Genomic DNA, 16,355 nt, shown 5'->3' with positions numbered 1-16,355 from the left:
CACCTGCTGAAGTACGACAGCGTCCACGGCCGCTTCCCCGGCACCATCGAGACCGGCGACGGCGTGCTGATCGTCAACGGCCACTCCATCAAGGTCGTGCAGGAGCGTGACCCGGCCAAGCTGCCGTGGAAGGATCTGGGCGTCCAGATCGCCATGGAATGCTCGGGCATCTTCACCAAGCGCGCCGACGCCGCCAAGCATCTGGAAGCCGGCGCCGAGAAGGTGCTGATCTCGGCCCCGGCCACCGACGAGGACATCACCGTCGTCTACGGCGTCAACCACGACAAGCTGACCGCCGAGCACTGATCTCGGCCCCGGCCACCGACGAGGACATCACCGTCGTCTACGGCGTCAACCACGACAAGCTGACCGCCGAGCACAAGATCGTCTCCAACGCGTCCTGCACCACCAACTGCCTGGCCCCGGTGGCCTTCGTGCTGAACAACCTCGTCGGCATCGAAAAGGGCTTCATGACCACGATCCACTCCTACACGGGTGACCAGCGGATCGTCGACACCAACCACAAGGATCTGCACCGCGCCCGCGCCGCGGCCCTGAACATGATCCCGACCTCGACCGGTGCGGCCAAGGCGGTCGGCAAGGTGCTGCCGGAGCTGAAGGGCAAGCTGGACGGCACCGCCATGCGCGTGCCGACCCCGAACGTGTCGGTCGTCGACTTCAAGTTCACCGCCAAGCGCAACACCTCGGTCGAAGAGATCACCAAGGCGATCGTTGATGCCGCCAACGGCCCGCTGAAGGGCGTGCTGGGCGCCTATGACGAGGAACTGGTGTCGTCGGATTTCAACCACGACCCGCACAGCTCGACCTTCGCATGCAACGAGACGAAGGTCGTCGACGGCAATTTCGTTCGCGTCATGGCATGGTACGATAACGAGTGGGGCTTCTCCAACCGGATGGCCGACACCGCCGTCGCGATGGCGAACGCCAAATAAGACTGACCAGCCCGACCCAGACCAGAAGGAGCCGGACGATGAGCAAGACGATCATGTGGGCCGAAACCGATGCCAAAGGCTTCGAGTCCGAGTGCCTGTTCAACGAGGACAGCCGCCAGTACGAAGTGATGGTCTGCGCCTCGGGCCGCCGGCTCTGCCGGTCGGAGTCCTTTCCGGCCCAGTCCGACCCCATGCAGGGGATGAGCGACGACGACCGCCAGCGGGCGCTGCACTGCGCCGAACGGCTGGTGACCGAAATCGAACATGATCTGGGCGACCGCTGAACGGGCAAGCCCGGACTTTTGAAACGGCGAAAGGGCCGGCATCCTCGCGGTGCCGGCCCTTTCGCCGTTGCACCGACGGCCTACCGATGGGCGGCGAAGTCAGCCGTCCGTTCGACGAGGTCGTCCAGGTTGCGGCGGAACTGCTCCAGCGCGAAGCCGGTGCCGAACATCCGCCACAGCCAGTCGGTCGGCATGTCTCGCGTCCGCCTTTCCGCCCGCGTGCGGTCGATCCCGGCCCGGTAGCCCGCCAGCGCATCGGCGAGCGCCGTCGAGCGGTCGGGCGGCTGGCCAGTGGCAAGCGCATCGGCCAGACCGCGCAGGGTGGACGCGCCCGCCGCCGCGACCGGTGTCCAGTCGGGGCAGACGTCGCGGTCGGCGATATCCTGCCTGGGCTCCCCCACGGCGCGACGCAGCATCACCACGTCGTGCCGCAGCCGCATCAGCGTGCGCAGCAGCGGATCGGGGTCGGGCATGTCGGCCAGCCGGCTCCGCCGCTCCCGCGCGGCCTCGCCCACCAGGGTTTCCAGACGGGTCAGGGCTTGCCGGGTCCGCACCACCAACCGGTTCATGACGGCCTGGGACGCGTCGTCGGCAACCGCCAACGCCTCCAACTGCTCCGCCATCAACCGAGCCGCCTCCGCCGCCGTGTCCAGCACGGAGCGCGAGGCGCGGGCCGGTACCACCAGCAGTGACACCAAGATGCCGACGATGCAGCCGAGCCCGACCTCCAGCATGCGGTCGGTGGCGAAGCTGAGTGGGCCGAGGCTGGCCCCGGCGCTGCCCAGCAGCACGATGATCGCGGTGATCGGCGCAATGCGGAAGCCAGCCGACTTGGCGGCCAAGTAGGATAGCGGCGCCACCGCCGCAAGCAGCGCCGCGGCACGCGCCAGCCCGTCCGTGTGTGGGATCAGCATGGTGATCGCCCCGCCATAGGCAACGCCGACCAGCGATCCGACGAAGCGGTCCAGCGCCGCCTTCAGCGAGCCGCCGACATTGCTTTGGGTAACGATCAGCGCGGTGATGACGGCCCAGAATCCCTGCGGCAGGTCCAGCACCTCCGCCAGCGCGAAGGTTGCGAGGGTTGAGGCGGTCATCCGCAAGGCATGCACCAGCTTGGACCGGTTTCGTGTCACCCACGACGCCGCCACGCTCCGCCAATCGCTCATCCCATCAGTCCCGGCCATCTCCGACTGATGCTCAGTGTCCACCATGACGACGCAAATCGCCAGAGACGGTGCGACGCCTTCATCGTCCCGGAGAACGGGCAGCGGCGGCCGGTTCGCTGCCGCTGCCCCGCCCCCGTCAGTTCGCCTGGGCCAGCGTCTTGCGCACCTTCGCCACATCCCCGGCGCTGACCGGCGGGGCGGCATTGCTCCAGCTGTTGCGGATGTAGGTGACGACCGCCGCCACGTCGGCATCGGTCAGCCGCCAGCCGAGCGGCGGCATCGCCGGGCCGGTCGGACGGTCGTCGGTCGCCACCGCGCGGGAGCCGTCGAGCACCAGCCGGATCAGCGTCGCCGGATCGTCGGCCTGCACCAGACCGCTGCCGGCCAAGGTCGGGAACAGGAAGGTCTGGCCCTTGCCGTCGCCGCCATGGCAGGCCATGCAGGTGTCGGTATACACCGCACCGCCCGTCCTCATCCGCGCATCGTCCGCCGCCAGCGGCGCCGGCGCCTTCCCCGCGGGCGGCGTCCGGTCGAGCAGATAGGTGGCGATGGCCTTCAGATCGGCGTCGGTCATCTTGGAGCTGGAGTTCTGGATCTCCTCCGCCATCGGGCCGGAAGCGAGCGACTGATGGTTCGCCCCGGTCTTCAGATAGGCGGTCAGCTGCTCAACCGACCAGTTGCCGATGCCCTGCCGCTTGTCGGCGGTGATCGACGGCGCATACCAGGCCTGGAGGTTGGCCCCCTGCAAGGCGCGGTCGTTGTCGTCGGCGCCCAGCGCGCTCTTCGGCGTGTGGCAGGTGCCGCAATGGCCCAGCGCCTGGACCAGATAGGCGCCGCGGTTCCACTCCTCCGACTTCTGCGGGTCGGGCTTGAAGCTCGAAGGTTCGAAGTTCAGCAGGTTCCAGCCCGCCATCAGCAGCCGGATGTTGAAGGGGAAGGGCAGCTGGTTGGCTTCCACCGCGTTGCTCACCGGCTCCAGCGTCTGGAGATAGACCCACAACGCATGGATGTCGTCATCGGTCATCCGGGTGTAGGCGGGATAGGGCATGGCGGGGTAGAGCCGCTTTCCGCCGCGACCGACGCCCTCGCGCAGGGTTCGGCGCAGATCCTCCTCGGTCCAGTTGCCGATGCCGGTCTCGCGGTCCGGCGTGATGTTGGGGGCGACCAGCGTGCCGAACGGCGTCTGCAAGGCCGCTCCGCCGGCATAGGGCTTGCCGCCCGGCACGCTGTGGCAGGCGACGCAGTCGGCGGCGGTGGCGACATAGCGGCCACGCTCGATCAGGGTGAAGTCCTGGTCGTCGGCAAGCGCCGGCGCCGTGACGGCGGCAATGACGCTGAATGACGCCGTGACCAGCAGGGCCGCGGCGATGGCGAGACGGATCCTGGTCATGCGTGCACCAAGGGGCCGGGGGATTTCAGGTAGCGGCTGCGGATCGCATCCGCCGCGCGGAAGGCCAGCGCCCCCACCGTTCCGGTCGGGTTGAAGCCCGAATTCTGTGGGAAGACGTTCGCCCCGACGGTGAAGACGTTGGGCACGTCCCAGCTCTGCAGGAACGGGTTCACCGCGCTGGTCGAGGGGTCGGCACCTATCGCCGTGCCGCCGACCACGTGGGTCGACTGGTAGGGCACCGTCGACCAGGGCCCGGTGCGCGGATACTCGACGCTCTGCTGCGCCCCCATGGCGCGGACGATTTCCGCCACCTTCTTGGTGACATAGGCCGACATCTTCACGTCGTTCTCGGGGAAGTCGAAGGTGATGCGCATCAGCGGCCGGCCGAGACGGTCGGTGTAGGTGGGATCGAGGTCGAGGAAATTGCCGCGGTTGGCATAGCTGCTGGCCTCGCAGCCGACGCTGAGATTGCTGAGATAGCTGTCGCGCATCGCCTTCTTCCAGCCCGATCCCCAGGCCGGAGTGCCCGGCGGCGTCGGCCGCTTGGAGATCGGCTCCGCCCCGATGGGCGCGCAGCGCGTGCTGCCGCCGCCGAGGAAGCCCAGCGGCCCATGGTCGAAATTGTCGTTGTTCAGCTCGTCGATGGCCATGCCGGTGGCGCCGCCGCCGATGAAGTTGTTGAAGTTGTATTTGGCGGGATCGAAGAAACCGACCACCTGATTGGCCATCTGGTAGCAGAAATTCCGCCCCACCACGCCAGTGCCGGTGCTGGCGTCGTAAGGCTTGCCAATGCCGGACAGCAGCATCAGCCGCACATTGTCCAGCATGAAGGCGCAGAGGATCACCAGATCGGCCGTCTGCTCCAGCTCTTCGCCCGAGGTGTCGACATAGGTGACGCCGGTCGCCTTCTTGCCGGTGGAGTCCAGATTGACCTTCAGCACCTCGCACAGGGTGCGCAGCTCGAAGTTGGACTTGCGCATCAGCACCGGCAGCACGGTCGTCTGGGCGCTGGCCTTCGAATAGTTGGCGCAGCCGTAATTGGTGCAGAAGCCGCAGAAGGTGCATTGTCCCATCGTCACGCCCAACGGGTTGGTGTAGGTGCGCGACAGCAGCGAGGACGGGATCGGGAAGGGCTTGTAGCCCAGCTTGGCCGCCGCCTCGGCGAACAGGGTGGGGCCGTAGGTCTGCATCATCGGCGGGTTGGGGAACTCGCGCTTGCGCGGCCCCTCGAACGGATTGCCGCCGTCCTGTATCTGGCCGTTCAGGTTGCCGGCCTTGCCCGAGACGCCCGCGAGATACTCGAACTTGTCGTAATAGGGCTCCATGTCCTCATAGGTCAGGCCCCAGTCCTGGATCGTCATGTCGTCCGGTATGGCCTGAGCACCATAACGCTCGGTAAAATGAGAGCGCAGCCGGAAGTCGGCGGGCGAGAACCGCCAGGTGATGCCGGCCCAGTGCACACCGGCGCCGCCGACGCCGTTGCCGGGATGGAAGGAGCCGAATTGCCGCATCGGCAGCGCCGTCTGGCCGGCGTTGTTGCGGGCGGTCACCGTCGTCTGCGCCGGGCGCAGCATCAGTTCCTGGCGCGAGTTGTAGCGCAGCTCGTCCGCGGCATAGCCGATGTTGAAGTCGGTGGCGGTGTCGCGCCAGGGGCCGCGCTCCAGCGCCACCACGTCCAGCCCTTCGTCGCACAGTTCGTTCGCGATGATCGAGCCGGTCCAGCCGAGGCCGACGATCACCACATCCTTGTGGGGAAGTTTGCGCGCCATTCCTCAGCCCTTCCTGGCCCAGTCGCCGCGGCCGCCGATCGACACCGGCGGCAACGTGTATTTCTGATTGTGCTTCAGCACATGGTCCCGATAGTCGTACCGGGTGCCGGGGAAGCCGATCATCTTCCAGCTGACCATGTCGCGGTTGCCGCCATGGATCGGGTCGGCGAAGAACCCTTCCATGGTGTTCTGCAACAACAGGCTGAAGAGGCTGCCGGAACCGACGGGACCGTCGAACTTTGCCTCGCCCGCCTCCATCGCCGTCAGCAGTTTGTCCTTCTGGTCCGGAGACAGGTCGGTGAAGCTCTTGCCGTCCATCGTCCGGCGGCAATGGTCGTCCAGCGCCTTCAGACCCTGGCGGTACGTCATCGCCGGGGTCAGGTCGGTCTGGTCGCCCTGGGTCGGCAGGCCGGGCTGGAACGGCCCCTTCATGTAGAGCCGGTCAGAGGTGCCGTAATGGCCGGACAGCTGGCGGTCGATGAAGACGGCGCAGCCGGCATCCTTGCCGCTGACGCTGAGGTCGTCCGCGGGGATCAGCCGTTCGACGATGGCCTCGACCAGTTCGCCTTCGCGCGGGGTGAAGAAGGTCCAGGGGCCGGGAAGCACCTGGCGGGGCGGCTCGATGGAGCCGGAATCCCAGGGCAGCCCGGTGCCGAACAGGATTTTCGCCCTGGCGCCGGAGGCGGTCAGCGCCACCAGCCCCATCGCCGTGGTGGCGAGGAAGCGGCGGCGGCTGGTGTGGAACACGCTTGGCTGGCCCGTATTCGGGCGTTCGCTTGGGTTCATGTCTGGATCATCCCGGAATCGTCACAACCGCAGCCGTTGTCGCATTGCACAACAAATCAGCGGCGAAACGATAATTTCCAATGATCGAAAGACATACACCCGGGCTCAATGGCGCACGCCGTCATCATTGGGCGATGATCGAGCACAAACGGTCAGTGCGGCGGACGCAAATGTAGTCTCCACCGGTGGTAACCGCGGACGGACACTGACCTGTGGCGACGCAATCTTTCGGCGCCCTCGGTCACTCCTCTTCCTCGTCTTCCTCCTCTTCCGGGGCCTCTTCGAAGACGATCCTGTCGCCTACGGCGTAGAGCATGCACTCATGGTTGCCGCCGGACTGCTCGCACCGCTCCAGCGCCGCGTCCTTCGCCTCTTCCTCGCTGTCGCGATCCCAGACGGTGGCCCAGCGCCCGGCCAGCGTCACGGCCAGCGCCTTGTAGCCGGGGTTGCGCTGGTAGTTCACCATGCCGACCTTGCGGGTGTGGTCGCTGACGAAGGGCACCCGCGCCGGATCGAAACGGCCGGCCCCGAGGATCTCGACCGGCATCGGCGTGAAGCCCTTGGCATCCATCACCACCGCATCGTCCACCGCATAGAGCGTGCAGGGCTCCTCCGCACGGTACTGGCAATATTGCAGGGCGCTGCGCTTGACGTCGTCCCCGGTCCGGCTGTTCGACCTGTTGGAGAAATAGGCGTAATTGCCCTTGGTCGAGATCGCCAGCGCCTTGGGCGAGGGCAATCCCCCATACATCGCCAGCGTCTGCCGCGCTTTGGCGTTGAGATAGGGGATCGCCGCCACATCGAGCGGCTGGGCCGGCGGAGCCGCCGGTGCCGGGATTGCCGAAGGGGCCGGGATCGGCGCCGGGGCAGGAGTTGGCCCGGGAACTGGGGCGGGAATTGGAGCAGGAACCGGCGGGGCGGCGAGTGCCGCGACCGAAAGCTGGGCCCGCTCCGCAGGCACCGCCCCGCCCAGTTCGGCGACGCGCACCTCGGCGATGGGGGCGAAGGTGCCTTGCGGGAACTGCTTCAGATAGGCTTCGAAGAGCCCGCGGTTGGAACTGCCCTTGATGCTGTCCCAGAACAGCGTCTCCTTGTCGGCGTTCGCCGCGGAAGCCGCGGGAACCGGAGGCGTTGCTTCGGCGGGAGGCGCCGTCACCACCGTGGTCGGCCCCAGGAAATAGAAACGCCCTTCGATGGGAGACGCCGAAACCCAAGGCTGCTGCACCCCGCCGGAGTTGCGCTTCACCGCGATGCCGACATCGTTGAAGACATCGAAAACCGCCTCGCCCGGCTTCAGCAGCGCCTTGGACAGCACCTCGGTGTAGGGGCTGTTGGAGCCCGCACCATCAGCCGCCACGGCGCCCGGCTGGGTCGCATAGGCGATGATCGTCCCGGCGGGAGCCTGCATCTGCGCCAGGCCCGGCGACGCCGCACGCATGCCGCGCCCACCGAAGGGATTGTTGCGGCAGGCGTCCAGGATGACGATGTTCAGCCGGCTTTCCGCCAGCGCCATCTCGTCCAGCACCATGGCGACGTCGATCAGTTCGTACCGGACATCCGCCTCCTTCTCCAGATTGGCGGAAACCGGCAGCAGGTAATTGGTGCCCCGCGCCTGCATGCCGTGTCCGGCATAGAAGAACAAGCCGACATCGGCCCCGGCCAGCTTGGCGCCGAAGTTGCGGATCGCCCGTTCCGTTGCCGCCCGGTCCAGATCGAGCTGCGGCGCCCCGCCGATCAACTCGAAGCCGGCCGCGCGCAGGGACTCCGCCATCGCCTTGGCATCGTTGGTCGGGTTGGGCAGCCGCGGCGCAAAGCGGTAGTCGCTGTTGCCCAGCACCAGCGCCACCCGCCGTTCCGCCGCGGCCTCACCCGAGGCCGCCACCCACACGAAAAGCGACAGGGCGAGCGCGACGGTGCGTCCCAGGATCTTCAAAGCCGGTTTCCTTCGGATCGAAAGCAGTGCCGGCACTCTGCCCAGGCAACGGCACGGGATTCAAGGCCGGCGACCGTCGTCCTGCACCAACCCGGCATCCGCCTTGCCGTCCGCCATGGACGCGGCGGTGCGAACCGCGTCGATGAAGGCCCGCAGGGCCGGGGCCATCTGCCGCTGGCGCGGATAGCACAGGAACCGGCCGGGAAAGGCGGCGGACCAGTCCTCCAGCAGCGGAACCAGTTTTCCCGCCGCGATAGGCCCGGCCACCGCGTCCTCGACACAAAAGCCGATCCCGATTCCCCGGAGGGTCGCACGCAATGCCACGTCCTTGTCGTTGAAGATCAGCGGCCCGTCGACCGCGACCTCGAACCAGGACCCGTTTCCGAAGAATTCCCAGGCATAGGGCATCACATGGCCCGGCCAGCGCCAGCGGATGCAACGATGGTCGACCAGATCGCGCGGATGCGCCGGACGGCCATGGCGATCCAAATAGTCGGGCGACGCCACGGCGATCTGTCGCAGGTCCGGACCGAGACGCACGGCGACCATGTCGCGGTCGATCACTTCGCCGATCCGGATGGCCGCATCGAAGCCGCCGGCCACCAGATCCACCACGGCATCGTCCAGCGTGATGTCCAGCACGACATCCGGAAAGTCCCGCGCGAAGTCCGCCAGCATCGGTTCGATGTAGAGTTCCGCCGCCGCGCGGAAACTATGCACACGAACGGTGCCGGAGGGGCGTTCGCGATACTGGCGCACCTGCCCGATGGCGTCGCCGAGTTCCGAGACGGCCGGCTGCACGCGCCGGAGCAGATTCTCGCCGGCATCGGTCAGCGCGACGCTGCGCGTGGTCCGGTTGAGCAGCCGCACTCCGACACGCTCCTCGAACCCGCGCACCAGCTGGCTGAGCGCAGACGGGGAAACGCCCAGACGCTCCGCCGCCCGGCTGAAACTCAGCGTCTCGCCGACGGCGAGGAACGCGCGAAGTTGGTTGTAGTCGCTGCCGGAGAGCAAGGGGTCCATCGCTTGAAGAAAGCATTCTTCAGCCACGCTTACAAGTCTGATCAGAAATCCGGGCATTCTGTAAACATGTTACGGGACGTATCTCTGACCGCGAAAGGAGACTTCCCATGACCACATGGTTCATCACCGGCATCTCACGCGGCCTCGGGCTGGCGCTCGCCAAGGCGGCCCTTGCGGAGGGCGACACCGTCATCGGCACCGTCCGCACCGGCAGGCCGGACCTCCCCGCGGGACGCGGCACCCTGCATGTCCTTACCGTCGACCTCGCCGACGGCGATGCAGCGGAGGCGGCGGTCGGTCAGGCCTTCGCTCTTGCCGGCCGCATCGACGTGATCGTCAACAATGCGGGCTACGGCCTGCTGGGGGCGGTCGAGCAGGCCAGCGACGACGAGGTCGCCCGGCTGTTCGCGGTCGACGTGTTCGCGCCCTTCCGCATCATCCGCGCCGCCCTGCCCCGCCTGCGCGCCCAGGGGGCGGGCCATATCGTCAACATCACCTCCATCGCCGGACGGGCACCCGGCGCCGCTTCCGGTCTCTATGCGGCAGCCAAACATGCCTTGGAAGGATTGTCCTCCAGTCTCGCGCAGGAGGTCGGCCCGCTGGGCATCAAAGTAACGGCGGTAGCTCCCGGCGCCTTCCGCACCGACTTCCTGTCCAACCATTCGATCCGCAAGAGCAGCGCCGAAGACGCGGCCTATGCCGACAGCGTCGGACGCATGTCGTCCGCCTTCGACGGCATGGCCGGACGCCAGCTCGGCGATCCGGATCGGGCGGCGCAGGCCATCATGGCCGCCGTCCGTTCAGACACCCCGCCGCTCCATCTGCTGCTGGGGTCCGATGCCCTCAACCGCGCCCGGTCCAAGCTCGACGCCGTGATCGCGGAAATCGACGCCTGGGAAGCGGTGACCCGCAGCACCGACTTCACCGACCGGGGCTGAGGCGCAGGACTGGCGAACGGGTGGGCCAATGGGCAGGAGGGTTTGCAAGGCCGGCGAACTCTCCCGCCCGCGGCGCCGATTTTCGAACGGGCATTCACATTCGGTCCGCAAACCGTTCATGACGCTGACTAAGGGCATTCAATGGAATTGCCGAGACTGCGTCCTCCCGCAGGCTGGCACGGGCCGGCCAATAAAATCGCAATGGGAGAGGAACGCCGTGTTCAAGACCACCACCCGCATCATGGGCCGCGGCATGGGCCGCAAAGTGGCCGCCGCCGGACTTGCCGCGCTGCTCCTGAGCGGAACCGCGACCCACGCCGCCTTCGCCGATGACGGGCTGCCCAACGTCACCATCCTGGCGACCGGCGGCACCATCGCCGGCACCGGCGCCACCAGCACCACGACCGTCGGCTACACCGCCGCCAAGGTCGGCGTCGAAAAGCTGATCGAAGCGGTGCCGGAACTGAAGAAGGTCGCCAACGTCAAAGGCGAGCAGGTCTTCCAGATCGCCAGCGAGAACATGACCAACGACCATTGGCTGAAGCTGGCCAAGCGGGTCAACGAACTGCTGGCGCAGAAGGACGTCGACGGCATCGTCATCACCCACGGCACCGACACCATCGAGGAAACCGCCTATTTCCTGAACCTGACGGTCAAGAGCACCAAGCCGGTGGTGATCGTCGGCGCCATGCGGCCGTCCACCGCCATCAGCGCCGACGGTCCGGTCAACCTCTACAACGCGGTGACGCTGGCCGGCTCCAAGGATGCCGTCGGCAAGGGCGTGCTGGTCTCGCTCAACGACCAGATCAACGCCGGCCGCGACGTGACCAAGACCAACACCTCGACCGCCGACACCTTCCGCACGCCGGAACTGGGCTTCCTCGGCTACATGCAGGACAACAAGGCGCATTTCTACCGGCAGGTCGTGCGCAAGCACACCGCCGAGGCGGAGTTCGATATCTCCAACCTCGACAGCCTGCCGCAGGTCGACATCGTCTATGGCTATGCCAACAACAACCGCACGGCGCTCGACGCGCTGGTGAAGGCGGGGGCCAAGGGCATCGTCCATGCCGGCGTCGGTGACGGCAGCCTGTCCAACGCGATGAAGCCCGGCCTGATCGACGCCCGCAAGCAGGGGGTGGCAATCGTCCGCTCGTCCCGCGTCGGCAACGGCATCGTCGCGCGCAACGGCGAGGCCAACGACGACGAGCTGGATTTCGTCGCCAGCGACACCCTCAACCCGCAGAAGGCGCGCATCCTGCTGATGCTGGCGCTGACCAGGACGACCGACAGCAAGGCCATCCAGAAGATGTTCTACACCTACTGAGCCGGGACATGCAGACAGGGGCCGTCCGGCACTCTCCGGCGGCCCCTCTCCCGTCGCGGAGAATGCTGCCGGCAACAAGCACCCCGGACCGGGCGTTGAGCAGGAGGAAACGGAAGCCGCACCGGGCTCCGATCAGCGGCCGCACCACCGAAGGAGATGCCGATGCCTGCCCCATGCCGCCGCAGCCTGATTGTCCTGTCCGCCGCGGCGCTGGTTGCCGTCCTGGCCGGCGTATGTCCCGCCGCGGCACAGGACACGGCCGGGCTCATCGTGCTGATGCGCCATGCGGAGGCACCCGGCACCGGCGATCCGGCCGGATTCACGCTGGACGACTGCGCAACCCAGCGCAATCTCAGCGAGGATGGCCGCACCCAGGCGGCACGGATCGGCGGGCGGCTGCGGCAACTCGGCATCGATCAGGCGCGCGTTCTGTCCAGCCAATGGTGCCGCTGCCTGGACACCGCCCGCCTGCTGGACCTCGGCCCGGTGAAGGATCTGCCGGTGCTCAACTCCTTCTTCGGCCAGCAGGATGAGGAGAAGGACAGGATCACCCAACTGCGCCAGTTCCTGGCCGACCTGCCGCGCGACGGCAAGCCGGTCGTTCTGGTCACCCATCAGGTCACCGTCACCGCCCTGACCGGCATCTTCCCGGCTTCGGGCGAGGCGGTGCTGCTGCGGGCGAACGGCACCCCCAACCCGGAGCAGGTGGATCGGCTGACCGTCCCCTGATCCGTGCGATGGGGGTGGGTGGTACCGCCCTTCGCGGTGGACCTGGACATCTGCGCCGTTGACCGGACGCCTGCCGTCGGTCTGGATAGGCCGCCCAACGCGGCCGATCGCCGGGAAGATGCCAGGAAAAGGACTGATGTTCGGTGGGCGAACCAAATATTCTCACAATGAATTACCGACCCATGACGGCGCATGGCGCCGGCTTTACCGGATCGGGCTGCCGATTCTATTGAGCATCGTTGGGTTTGGACTGGCCGGCTGCTCGACCTCCCACGTCACCACCCCTGCCCGCTCCGCCACCGAACAGCTGCTGATCTCCACCGCGGCTGATCAGGCCGCCGAGCGTTTGGCAGGCAAGCTGGCGGTGCGGGGAAGCATCTATGTCGATTCCGCCGGCGTCGAAGGCTACGACACCAAATACGCCGTCTCCGCCGTGCGCGACGCCCTGCTGCGCCATGGCGCCGCTATGGCCGAGAACCGCGACAAGGCGGCCACCATCGTCGAGTTGCGGGTCGGAGCCCTGTCGGTGGACAGCGAAAGCTCCCTGCTCGGCATTCCCAGCATCGACATTCCGATGCCGGTCGGCGGCAGTTCCTCCACGCCGGAGATTTCGCTGTTCAAGAAGGAACTGACCCAGGGCGTCGCCAAGATCGCCGCAACCGCCTACGACAGGAATTCCGGTACGCTGGTGTCCTCCAGCGGGCCGCAATACGGTTTCTCCAACCGGGCGGAATGGGTGCTGCTGCTGATGCTGAGCTGGGACACCAACGACCTGCTGCCGCCCGACACCCGGCCAGACCCGAAACCCTGGGACAACTGACCGGACGGAAGCGATCTGAAGGAAACCAAGAGAATGACCGGTGACCTGTTTCCGTCCTGGATGCTGTGGGCGCTGCTGTCGGCCTGCTTCGCGGCGTTGACCGCCATCTTCGCCAAGGTCGGCGTCGAAGGCGTCGGGTCCGACATGGCGACGCTGATCCGCACCGCCGTCATCTTCGCCATGCTGATCGGGATCGTCGTCTCGTCGGACCAGTCGCTGTCGCCGTCGGCGGTGTCGGGCAGGACGTGGCTGTTCCTCGTCCTGTCCGGCCTCGCCACCGGGGCCTCCTGGCTGTGCTATTTCCGCGCGCTGAAGCTGGGGCCCGCCTCGCAGGTGGCGCCGGTCGACAAGCTCAGCGTCGTGTTGGTGGCGGTTTTCGGCGTTCTGTTCCTTGGTGAAAAGCTGTCGGCGCCGAACTGGCTGGGGGTCGTGCTGATCGCTGCCGGGGTGATTCTGCTGGCATTCAGGTGACGCCGGTTTCCACACAGGAACGGGCTACCTCACCTAGTCCTATGCGAATGAAAATCATTCTTATTATCATAGTGACTTTTCGGCAACATTGCCGATTTCCACCCTGGAAAGCCCCTTCCCACTGACATCGACCCGCCACCGCTGGCACACGCCATCTCATTGATAATTAATCATAAATTTCATAACGCGCCGCAGCTTGCCGCCACCGTGACCCGGACCGCCAACCACGCGCATTCGGAGTGAAAGCCGCTTTCGCCGCCCGTGATGGCTGTCGGGGCGCTCTCCAACTCAGAATGCCTCTCAATCTCAGCTGTTGCAAGGGTGGCCTATCCCATTGGTAGAAGGCGCTCCAGCGATCGTCCAATCCACCTTGGCGCATTTCGGGAGAGCTTGATGCGACAGACCACGTCCCCCCACGGACTGAGACCCCTTCTGGCAGGTGCCGCCGCCACCGCCAGCCTTGCCATGAGCTTCGCCCTGCCGGCGACGGCCGCTGCGCAGGGCACCGGCACGGGATCGGGAACTCCGGGGACGGGTCCGACGCCGCAACGGTCCTCCGGCGACGCCTTGCAGCTCGATTCGATCAAGGTCGATGCCGCGGCACCGCCGACCGGCAACGTCAACGCCGCCCCGACCGGCGTGTCCCGCCTGCCCGACACGGTCAAGGACACGCCCCGCGTCGTCAATGTCGTGCCGCAGGAGATCATCGAGCAGCAGCGCGCCACCTCGCTGGAGCAGGCGCTGCGCAACGTGCCGGGCATCACCATTTCGACCGGCGAGGGCAACGGCGGCCAGAACGGCGACCAGTTCCGCATCCGCGGCCTGACCGCGCGCGGCGACATCTACACCGACGGGCTGAAGGATTTCGGCGTCTACACCCACGACGTCTTCAACACCGAGACGGTGCAGGTCTTCAAGGGCCCGTCGGGGAACGGCTTCGGCGTCGGCAATTCCGGCGGCGTCATCAACCAGGGCACCAAGAAGGCGTCCCTGCAGCAGAAGGCCAAGGTGGAGCAGTCGGTGGGCAGCGGCCCGACCTACCGCACCACGGTGGACGTGAATCAGCCGCTGAGCGACACCGCGGCGCTGCGGGTGAACGGCCTGTACCACACCCAGAACGTCTCCGGCCGCGACGATGTGGACGCCGACCGCCGCGGCATCGCCGCCGACCTGGGCCTGGGTCTCGGCACGCCGACCACCTGGCATCTGAACTACGCCTTCCTGAAGGGCGAGAAGACGCCCGACATGGGCCAGCCGATGGTGCAGGGCCGCGACGGCATCTTCCGTCCGGCGGCGGAGTTCGGCCTCAGCCGCTCCACCTCCTATGTCCGCACGCTCGACCGCGACGACACCGAGAACCACATCCTCACCTCGTCCTTCGCGCATGAGGTGAACAAGGCGCTGTCGGTCTACAACGACTCCCGCTTCAGCCATTACGAACGCAACATCGCCTCCACCACCCCGTCGCCCCTCAGCGGCGCCGCGGCGACCCAGTTCCTGGCCGGCCGCGACGTGGCGCTGAGCTATGGCGCCGGCGGCGGCATGGCGTTCAAGCAGCAGGGCTTCGGCGTCCAGAACGTCACCGGCGCCAAGGTCGACGGCGATCTGTTCGGGCTGCGCCACTCCCTGAACGGCGGCCTCGACGTCAGCTATCAGCGCGACAAGCGCGAGAGCGGCACCTGGGTCAACCGGGTCAACAACCAGACGGTCCGCAACCCGACGCGCAACTACTCCGCCAACACCGCCATCGTCTATCCGGAGAGCGGCGGCCGCGAGGCCAGCGTGACCAACGCCGGCCTGTTCGTCACCGACCGCATGTGGCTGTTCGACACGCTGTCGGTCCAGGGCGGCCTGCGCTGGGACTATTTCCGCACCAGCTTCGGCTCCGCCTCTCCGACCATCGCCGGCGGGCAGGCTTCCGACCGCACCTGGAGCCCGTCGGTCAGCCTGATCTATGAGCCGACCAAGGAGTCGTCGGTCTACGCCTCCTACTCGCGCTCCTACAAGCCCATCGGCACCGACATCGCCGCCGCGGTCACCAACGGCACGGCGGAGACGCCGAACGGCGCCCGCAGCTTCGATCCGGAGCAGACCGATCTGTACGAGATCGGCGGCAAGGCCGACTTCCTGAACGGCCGGCTGGGCATCAGCGGCGCGATCTTCCAGGCGGAAAAGACCAACACCTACTCGGTCGACCCCGCCACCGGCACCGTCACCGACGGCTTCTCCGAAGCCGGGCTCGGCGTCCGCATCCGCGGTTTCGAGGCCAGCATCAGCGGCAAGCTGACGGAAGGCTGGAGCGTCTACACCAACTACGCCTATCTGACCGGCAAGGTGACGGAGTCGCGCACCAACGCGGCGCTGGTCGGCCACGCCGCCCCCAACGTGCCGAAGCACAATGGCAGCCTGTGGACGACCTACGAGTTCGATACCGGCAGCGTCGGCAAGTTCACGGTCGGCGGCGGCATGCAGGTGGCGTCGGAGTATTGGACGGACAGCGCCAACACCGGCCGCCTGCCCTACACCTTCTCGGCGGATGCGCTGGTGTCCTACGAGTTCCGCAACGTCTCGGTGGCGCTGAACGGTTACAACCTGACCGACCATCGCAACTACACCTCGGCCTTCAACGCCAGCCGCGCCGTGCCGGCCTCCGGCCGCACCGTCATGCTGACCACCGGGCTGACCTTCTGATCCATAACCGCATCGTCTGATACAGCCGGGCATAAGTCCTGACTTATGCCCGGCTGTAAGGGCCGCGACTGCGGC

Annotated in this window: 13 protein-coding genes and 1 pseudogene; 8 read left to right on the top strand and 6 right to left on the bottom strand. The window is 66.9% G+C overall.

Going from position 1 to position 16,355, the window contains the following annotated elements; translation table 11 throughout:
• Positions 1-953 (top strand): annotated as a pseudogene (locus tag CRT60_RS13905) (type I glyceraldehyde-3-phosphate dehydrogenase); the annotation flags it as partial.
• A gap of 38 nt (positions 954-991) precedes the next feature.
• Positions 992-1,237, top strand: coding sequence for a hypothetical protein (locus tag CRT60_RS13900; RefSeq protein WP_098736954.1), 246 nt, complete (start codon positions 992-994; stop codon positions 1,235-1,237).
• A gap of 80 nt (positions 1,238-1,317) precedes the next feature.
• Here the strand turns inward: CRT60_RS13900 and CRT60_RS13895 are convergent, their stop codons facing one another.
• From CRT60_RS13895 to CRT60_RS13870, 6 genes are all read right to left on the bottom strand, one after another.
• Entirely contained in the window at positions 1,318-2,403 is a 1,086-nt protein-coding gene (locus tag CRT60_RS13895; protein WP_098736953.1) for an FUSC family protein, read from the bottom strand.
• A gap of 136 nt (positions 2,404-2,539) precedes the next feature.
• The gene (locus CRT60_RS13890; RefSeq protein ID WP_098736952.1) at positions 2,540-3,793 is read right to left on the bottom strand and encodes a cytochrome c; all 1,254 of its coding nucleotides are present in this window, start codon (positions 3,791-3,793) and stop codon (positions 2,540-2,542) included.
• Positions 3,790-5,562 carry a GMC family oxidoreductase gene (locus CRT60_RS13885; protein WP_098736951.1) on the bottom strand — a complete coding sequence of 591 codons (1,773 nt, stop codon included), beginning with the start codon at positions 5,560-5,562 and terminating at the stop codon, positions 3,790-3,792. Before CRT60_RS13885 ends, CRT60_RS13890 begins: the two co-directional genes overlap by 4 nt.
• A 3-nt stretch (positions 5,563-5,565) precedes the next feature.
• On the bottom strand, positions 5,566-6,348 hold the full coding sequence (locus tag CRT60_RS13880; protein ID WP_098736950.1) for a gluconate 2-dehydrogenase subunit 3 family protein: 783 nt from the start codon (positions 6,346-6,348) through the stop codon (positions 5,566-5,568).
• A gap of 241 nt (positions 6,349-6,589) precedes the next feature.
• The gene (locus CRT60_RS13875; protein WP_244592478.1) at positions 6,590-8,281 is read right to left on the bottom strand and encodes a caspase family protein; all 1,692 of its coding nucleotides are present in this window, start codon (positions 8,279-8,281) and stop codon (positions 6,590-6,592) included.
• Positions 8,282-8,341: 60 nt separating this feature from the next.
• The gene (locus CRT60_RS13870) at positions 8,342-9,304 is read right to left on the bottom strand and encodes a LysR family transcriptional regulator (protein ID WP_098736948.1); all 963 of its coding nucleotides are present in this window, start codon (positions 9,302-9,304) and stop codon (positions 8,342-8,344) included.
• Positions 9,305-9,411: 107 nt separating this feature from the next.
• On the opposite strand from CRT60_RS13870, the gene CRT60_RS13865 reads away from it, so the two are divergent.
• The 6 genes from CRT60_RS13865 (at position 9,412) to CRT60_RS13840 (ending at position 16,280) form a co-directional block, all read left to right on the top strand.
• Positions 9,412-10,242 carry an SDR family NAD(P)-dependent oxidoreductase gene (locus CRT60_RS13865; protein WP_098736947.1) on the top strand — a complete coding sequence of 277 codons (831 nt, stop codon included), beginning with the start codon at positions 9,412-9,414 and terminating at the stop codon, positions 10,240-10,242.
• 217 nt (positions 10,243-10,459) lie between these two features.
• A complete protein-coding gene (locus CRT60_RS13860; RefSeq protein WP_280177218.1) occupies positions 10,460-11,569 on the top strand; it encodes a type II asparaginase in 1,110 nt (369 codons plus the stop codon).
• A 162-nt stretch (positions 11,570-11,731) separates the two neighbouring features.
• Positions 11,732-12,298 (top strand): histidine phosphatase family protein, encoded by a 567-nt coding sequence (locus CRT60_RS13855; RefSeq protein WP_098737046.1) that lies wholly within the window; start codon positions 11,732-11,734, stop codon positions 12,296-12,298.
• 229 nt (positions 12,299-12,527) lie between these two features.
• Positions 12,528-13,118, top strand: a complete 591-nt coding sequence (locus tag CRT60_RS13850) for a DUF6655 family protein (protein WP_098736946.1) — start codon at positions 12,528-12,530, stop codon at positions 13,116-13,118.
• A gap of 33 nt (positions 13,119-13,151) precedes the next feature.
• Positions 13,152-13,589 carry an EamA family transporter gene (locus CRT60_RS13845; protein ID WP_098736945.1) on the top strand — a complete coding sequence of 146 codons (438 nt, stop codon included), beginning with the start codon at positions 13,152-13,154 and terminating at the stop codon, positions 13,587-13,589.
• Between the two features lie 393 nt (positions 13,590-13,982).
• The gene (locus tag CRT60_RS13840) at positions 13,983-16,280 is read left to right on the top strand and encodes a TonB-dependent receptor (protein WP_098736944.1); all 2,298 of its coding nucleotides are present in this window, start codon (positions 13,983-13,985) and stop codon (positions 16,278-16,280) included.
• Positions 16,281-16,355 lie beyond the last annotated feature (75 nt).

Source organism: Azospirillum palustre (genome assembly GCF_002573965.1).
Taxonomy (GTDB): domain Bacteria; phylum Pseudomonadota; class Alphaproteobacteria; order Azospirillales; family Azospirillaceae; genus Azospirillum; species Azospirillum palustre.
Note: the sequence above shows the minus strand (reverse complement) of the source record. Positions and strands in the feature narration are given on the sequence as shown.

Excerpts from the sequence above, each read along its gene's own strand:
- CRT60_RS13855 (WP_098737046.1), top strand. The coding sequence starts at position 11,732 with ATGCCTGCCCCATGCCGCCGCAGCCTGATTGTCCTGTCCGCCGCGGCG.
- CRT60_RS13840 (WP_098736944.1), top strand. The coding sequence starts at position 13,983 with ATGCGACAGACCACGTCCCCCCACGGACTGAGACCCCTTCTGGCAGGT.
- CRT60_RS13890 (WP_098736952.1), bottom strand. The coding sequence starts at position 3,793 with ATGACCAGGATCCGTCTCGCCATCGCCGCGGCCCTGCTGGTCACGGCG.
- CRT60_RS13880 (WP_098736950.1), bottom strand. The coding sequence starts at position 6,348 with ATGAACCCAAGCGAACGCCCGAATACGGGCCAGCCAAGCGTGTTCCAC.
- CRT60_RS13845 (WP_098736945.1), top strand. The coding sequence starts at position 13,152 with ATGACCGGTGACCTGTTTCCGTCCTGGATGCTGTGGGCGCTGCTGTCG.
- CRT60_RS13885 (WP_098736951.1), bottom strand. The coding sequence starts at position 5,562 with ATGGCGCGCAAACTTCCCCACAAGGATGTGGTGATCGTCGGCCTCGGC.
- CRT60_RS13895 (WP_098736953.1), bottom strand. The coding sequence starts at position 2,403 with ATGAGCGATTGGCGGAGCGTGGCGGCGTCGTGGGTGACACGAAACCGG.
- CRT60_RS13865 (WP_098736947.1), top strand. The coding sequence starts at position 9,412 with ATGACCACATGGTTCATCACCGGCATCTCACGCGGCCTCGGGCTGGCG.
- CRT60_RS13900 (WP_098736954.1), top strand. The coding sequence starts at position 992 with ATGAGCAAGACGATCATGTGGGCCGAAACCGATGCCAAAGGCTTCGAG.
- CRT60_RS13870 (WP_098736948.1), bottom strand. The coding sequence starts at position 9,304 with ATGGACCCCTTGCTCTCCGGCAGCGACTACAACCAACTTCGCGCGTTC.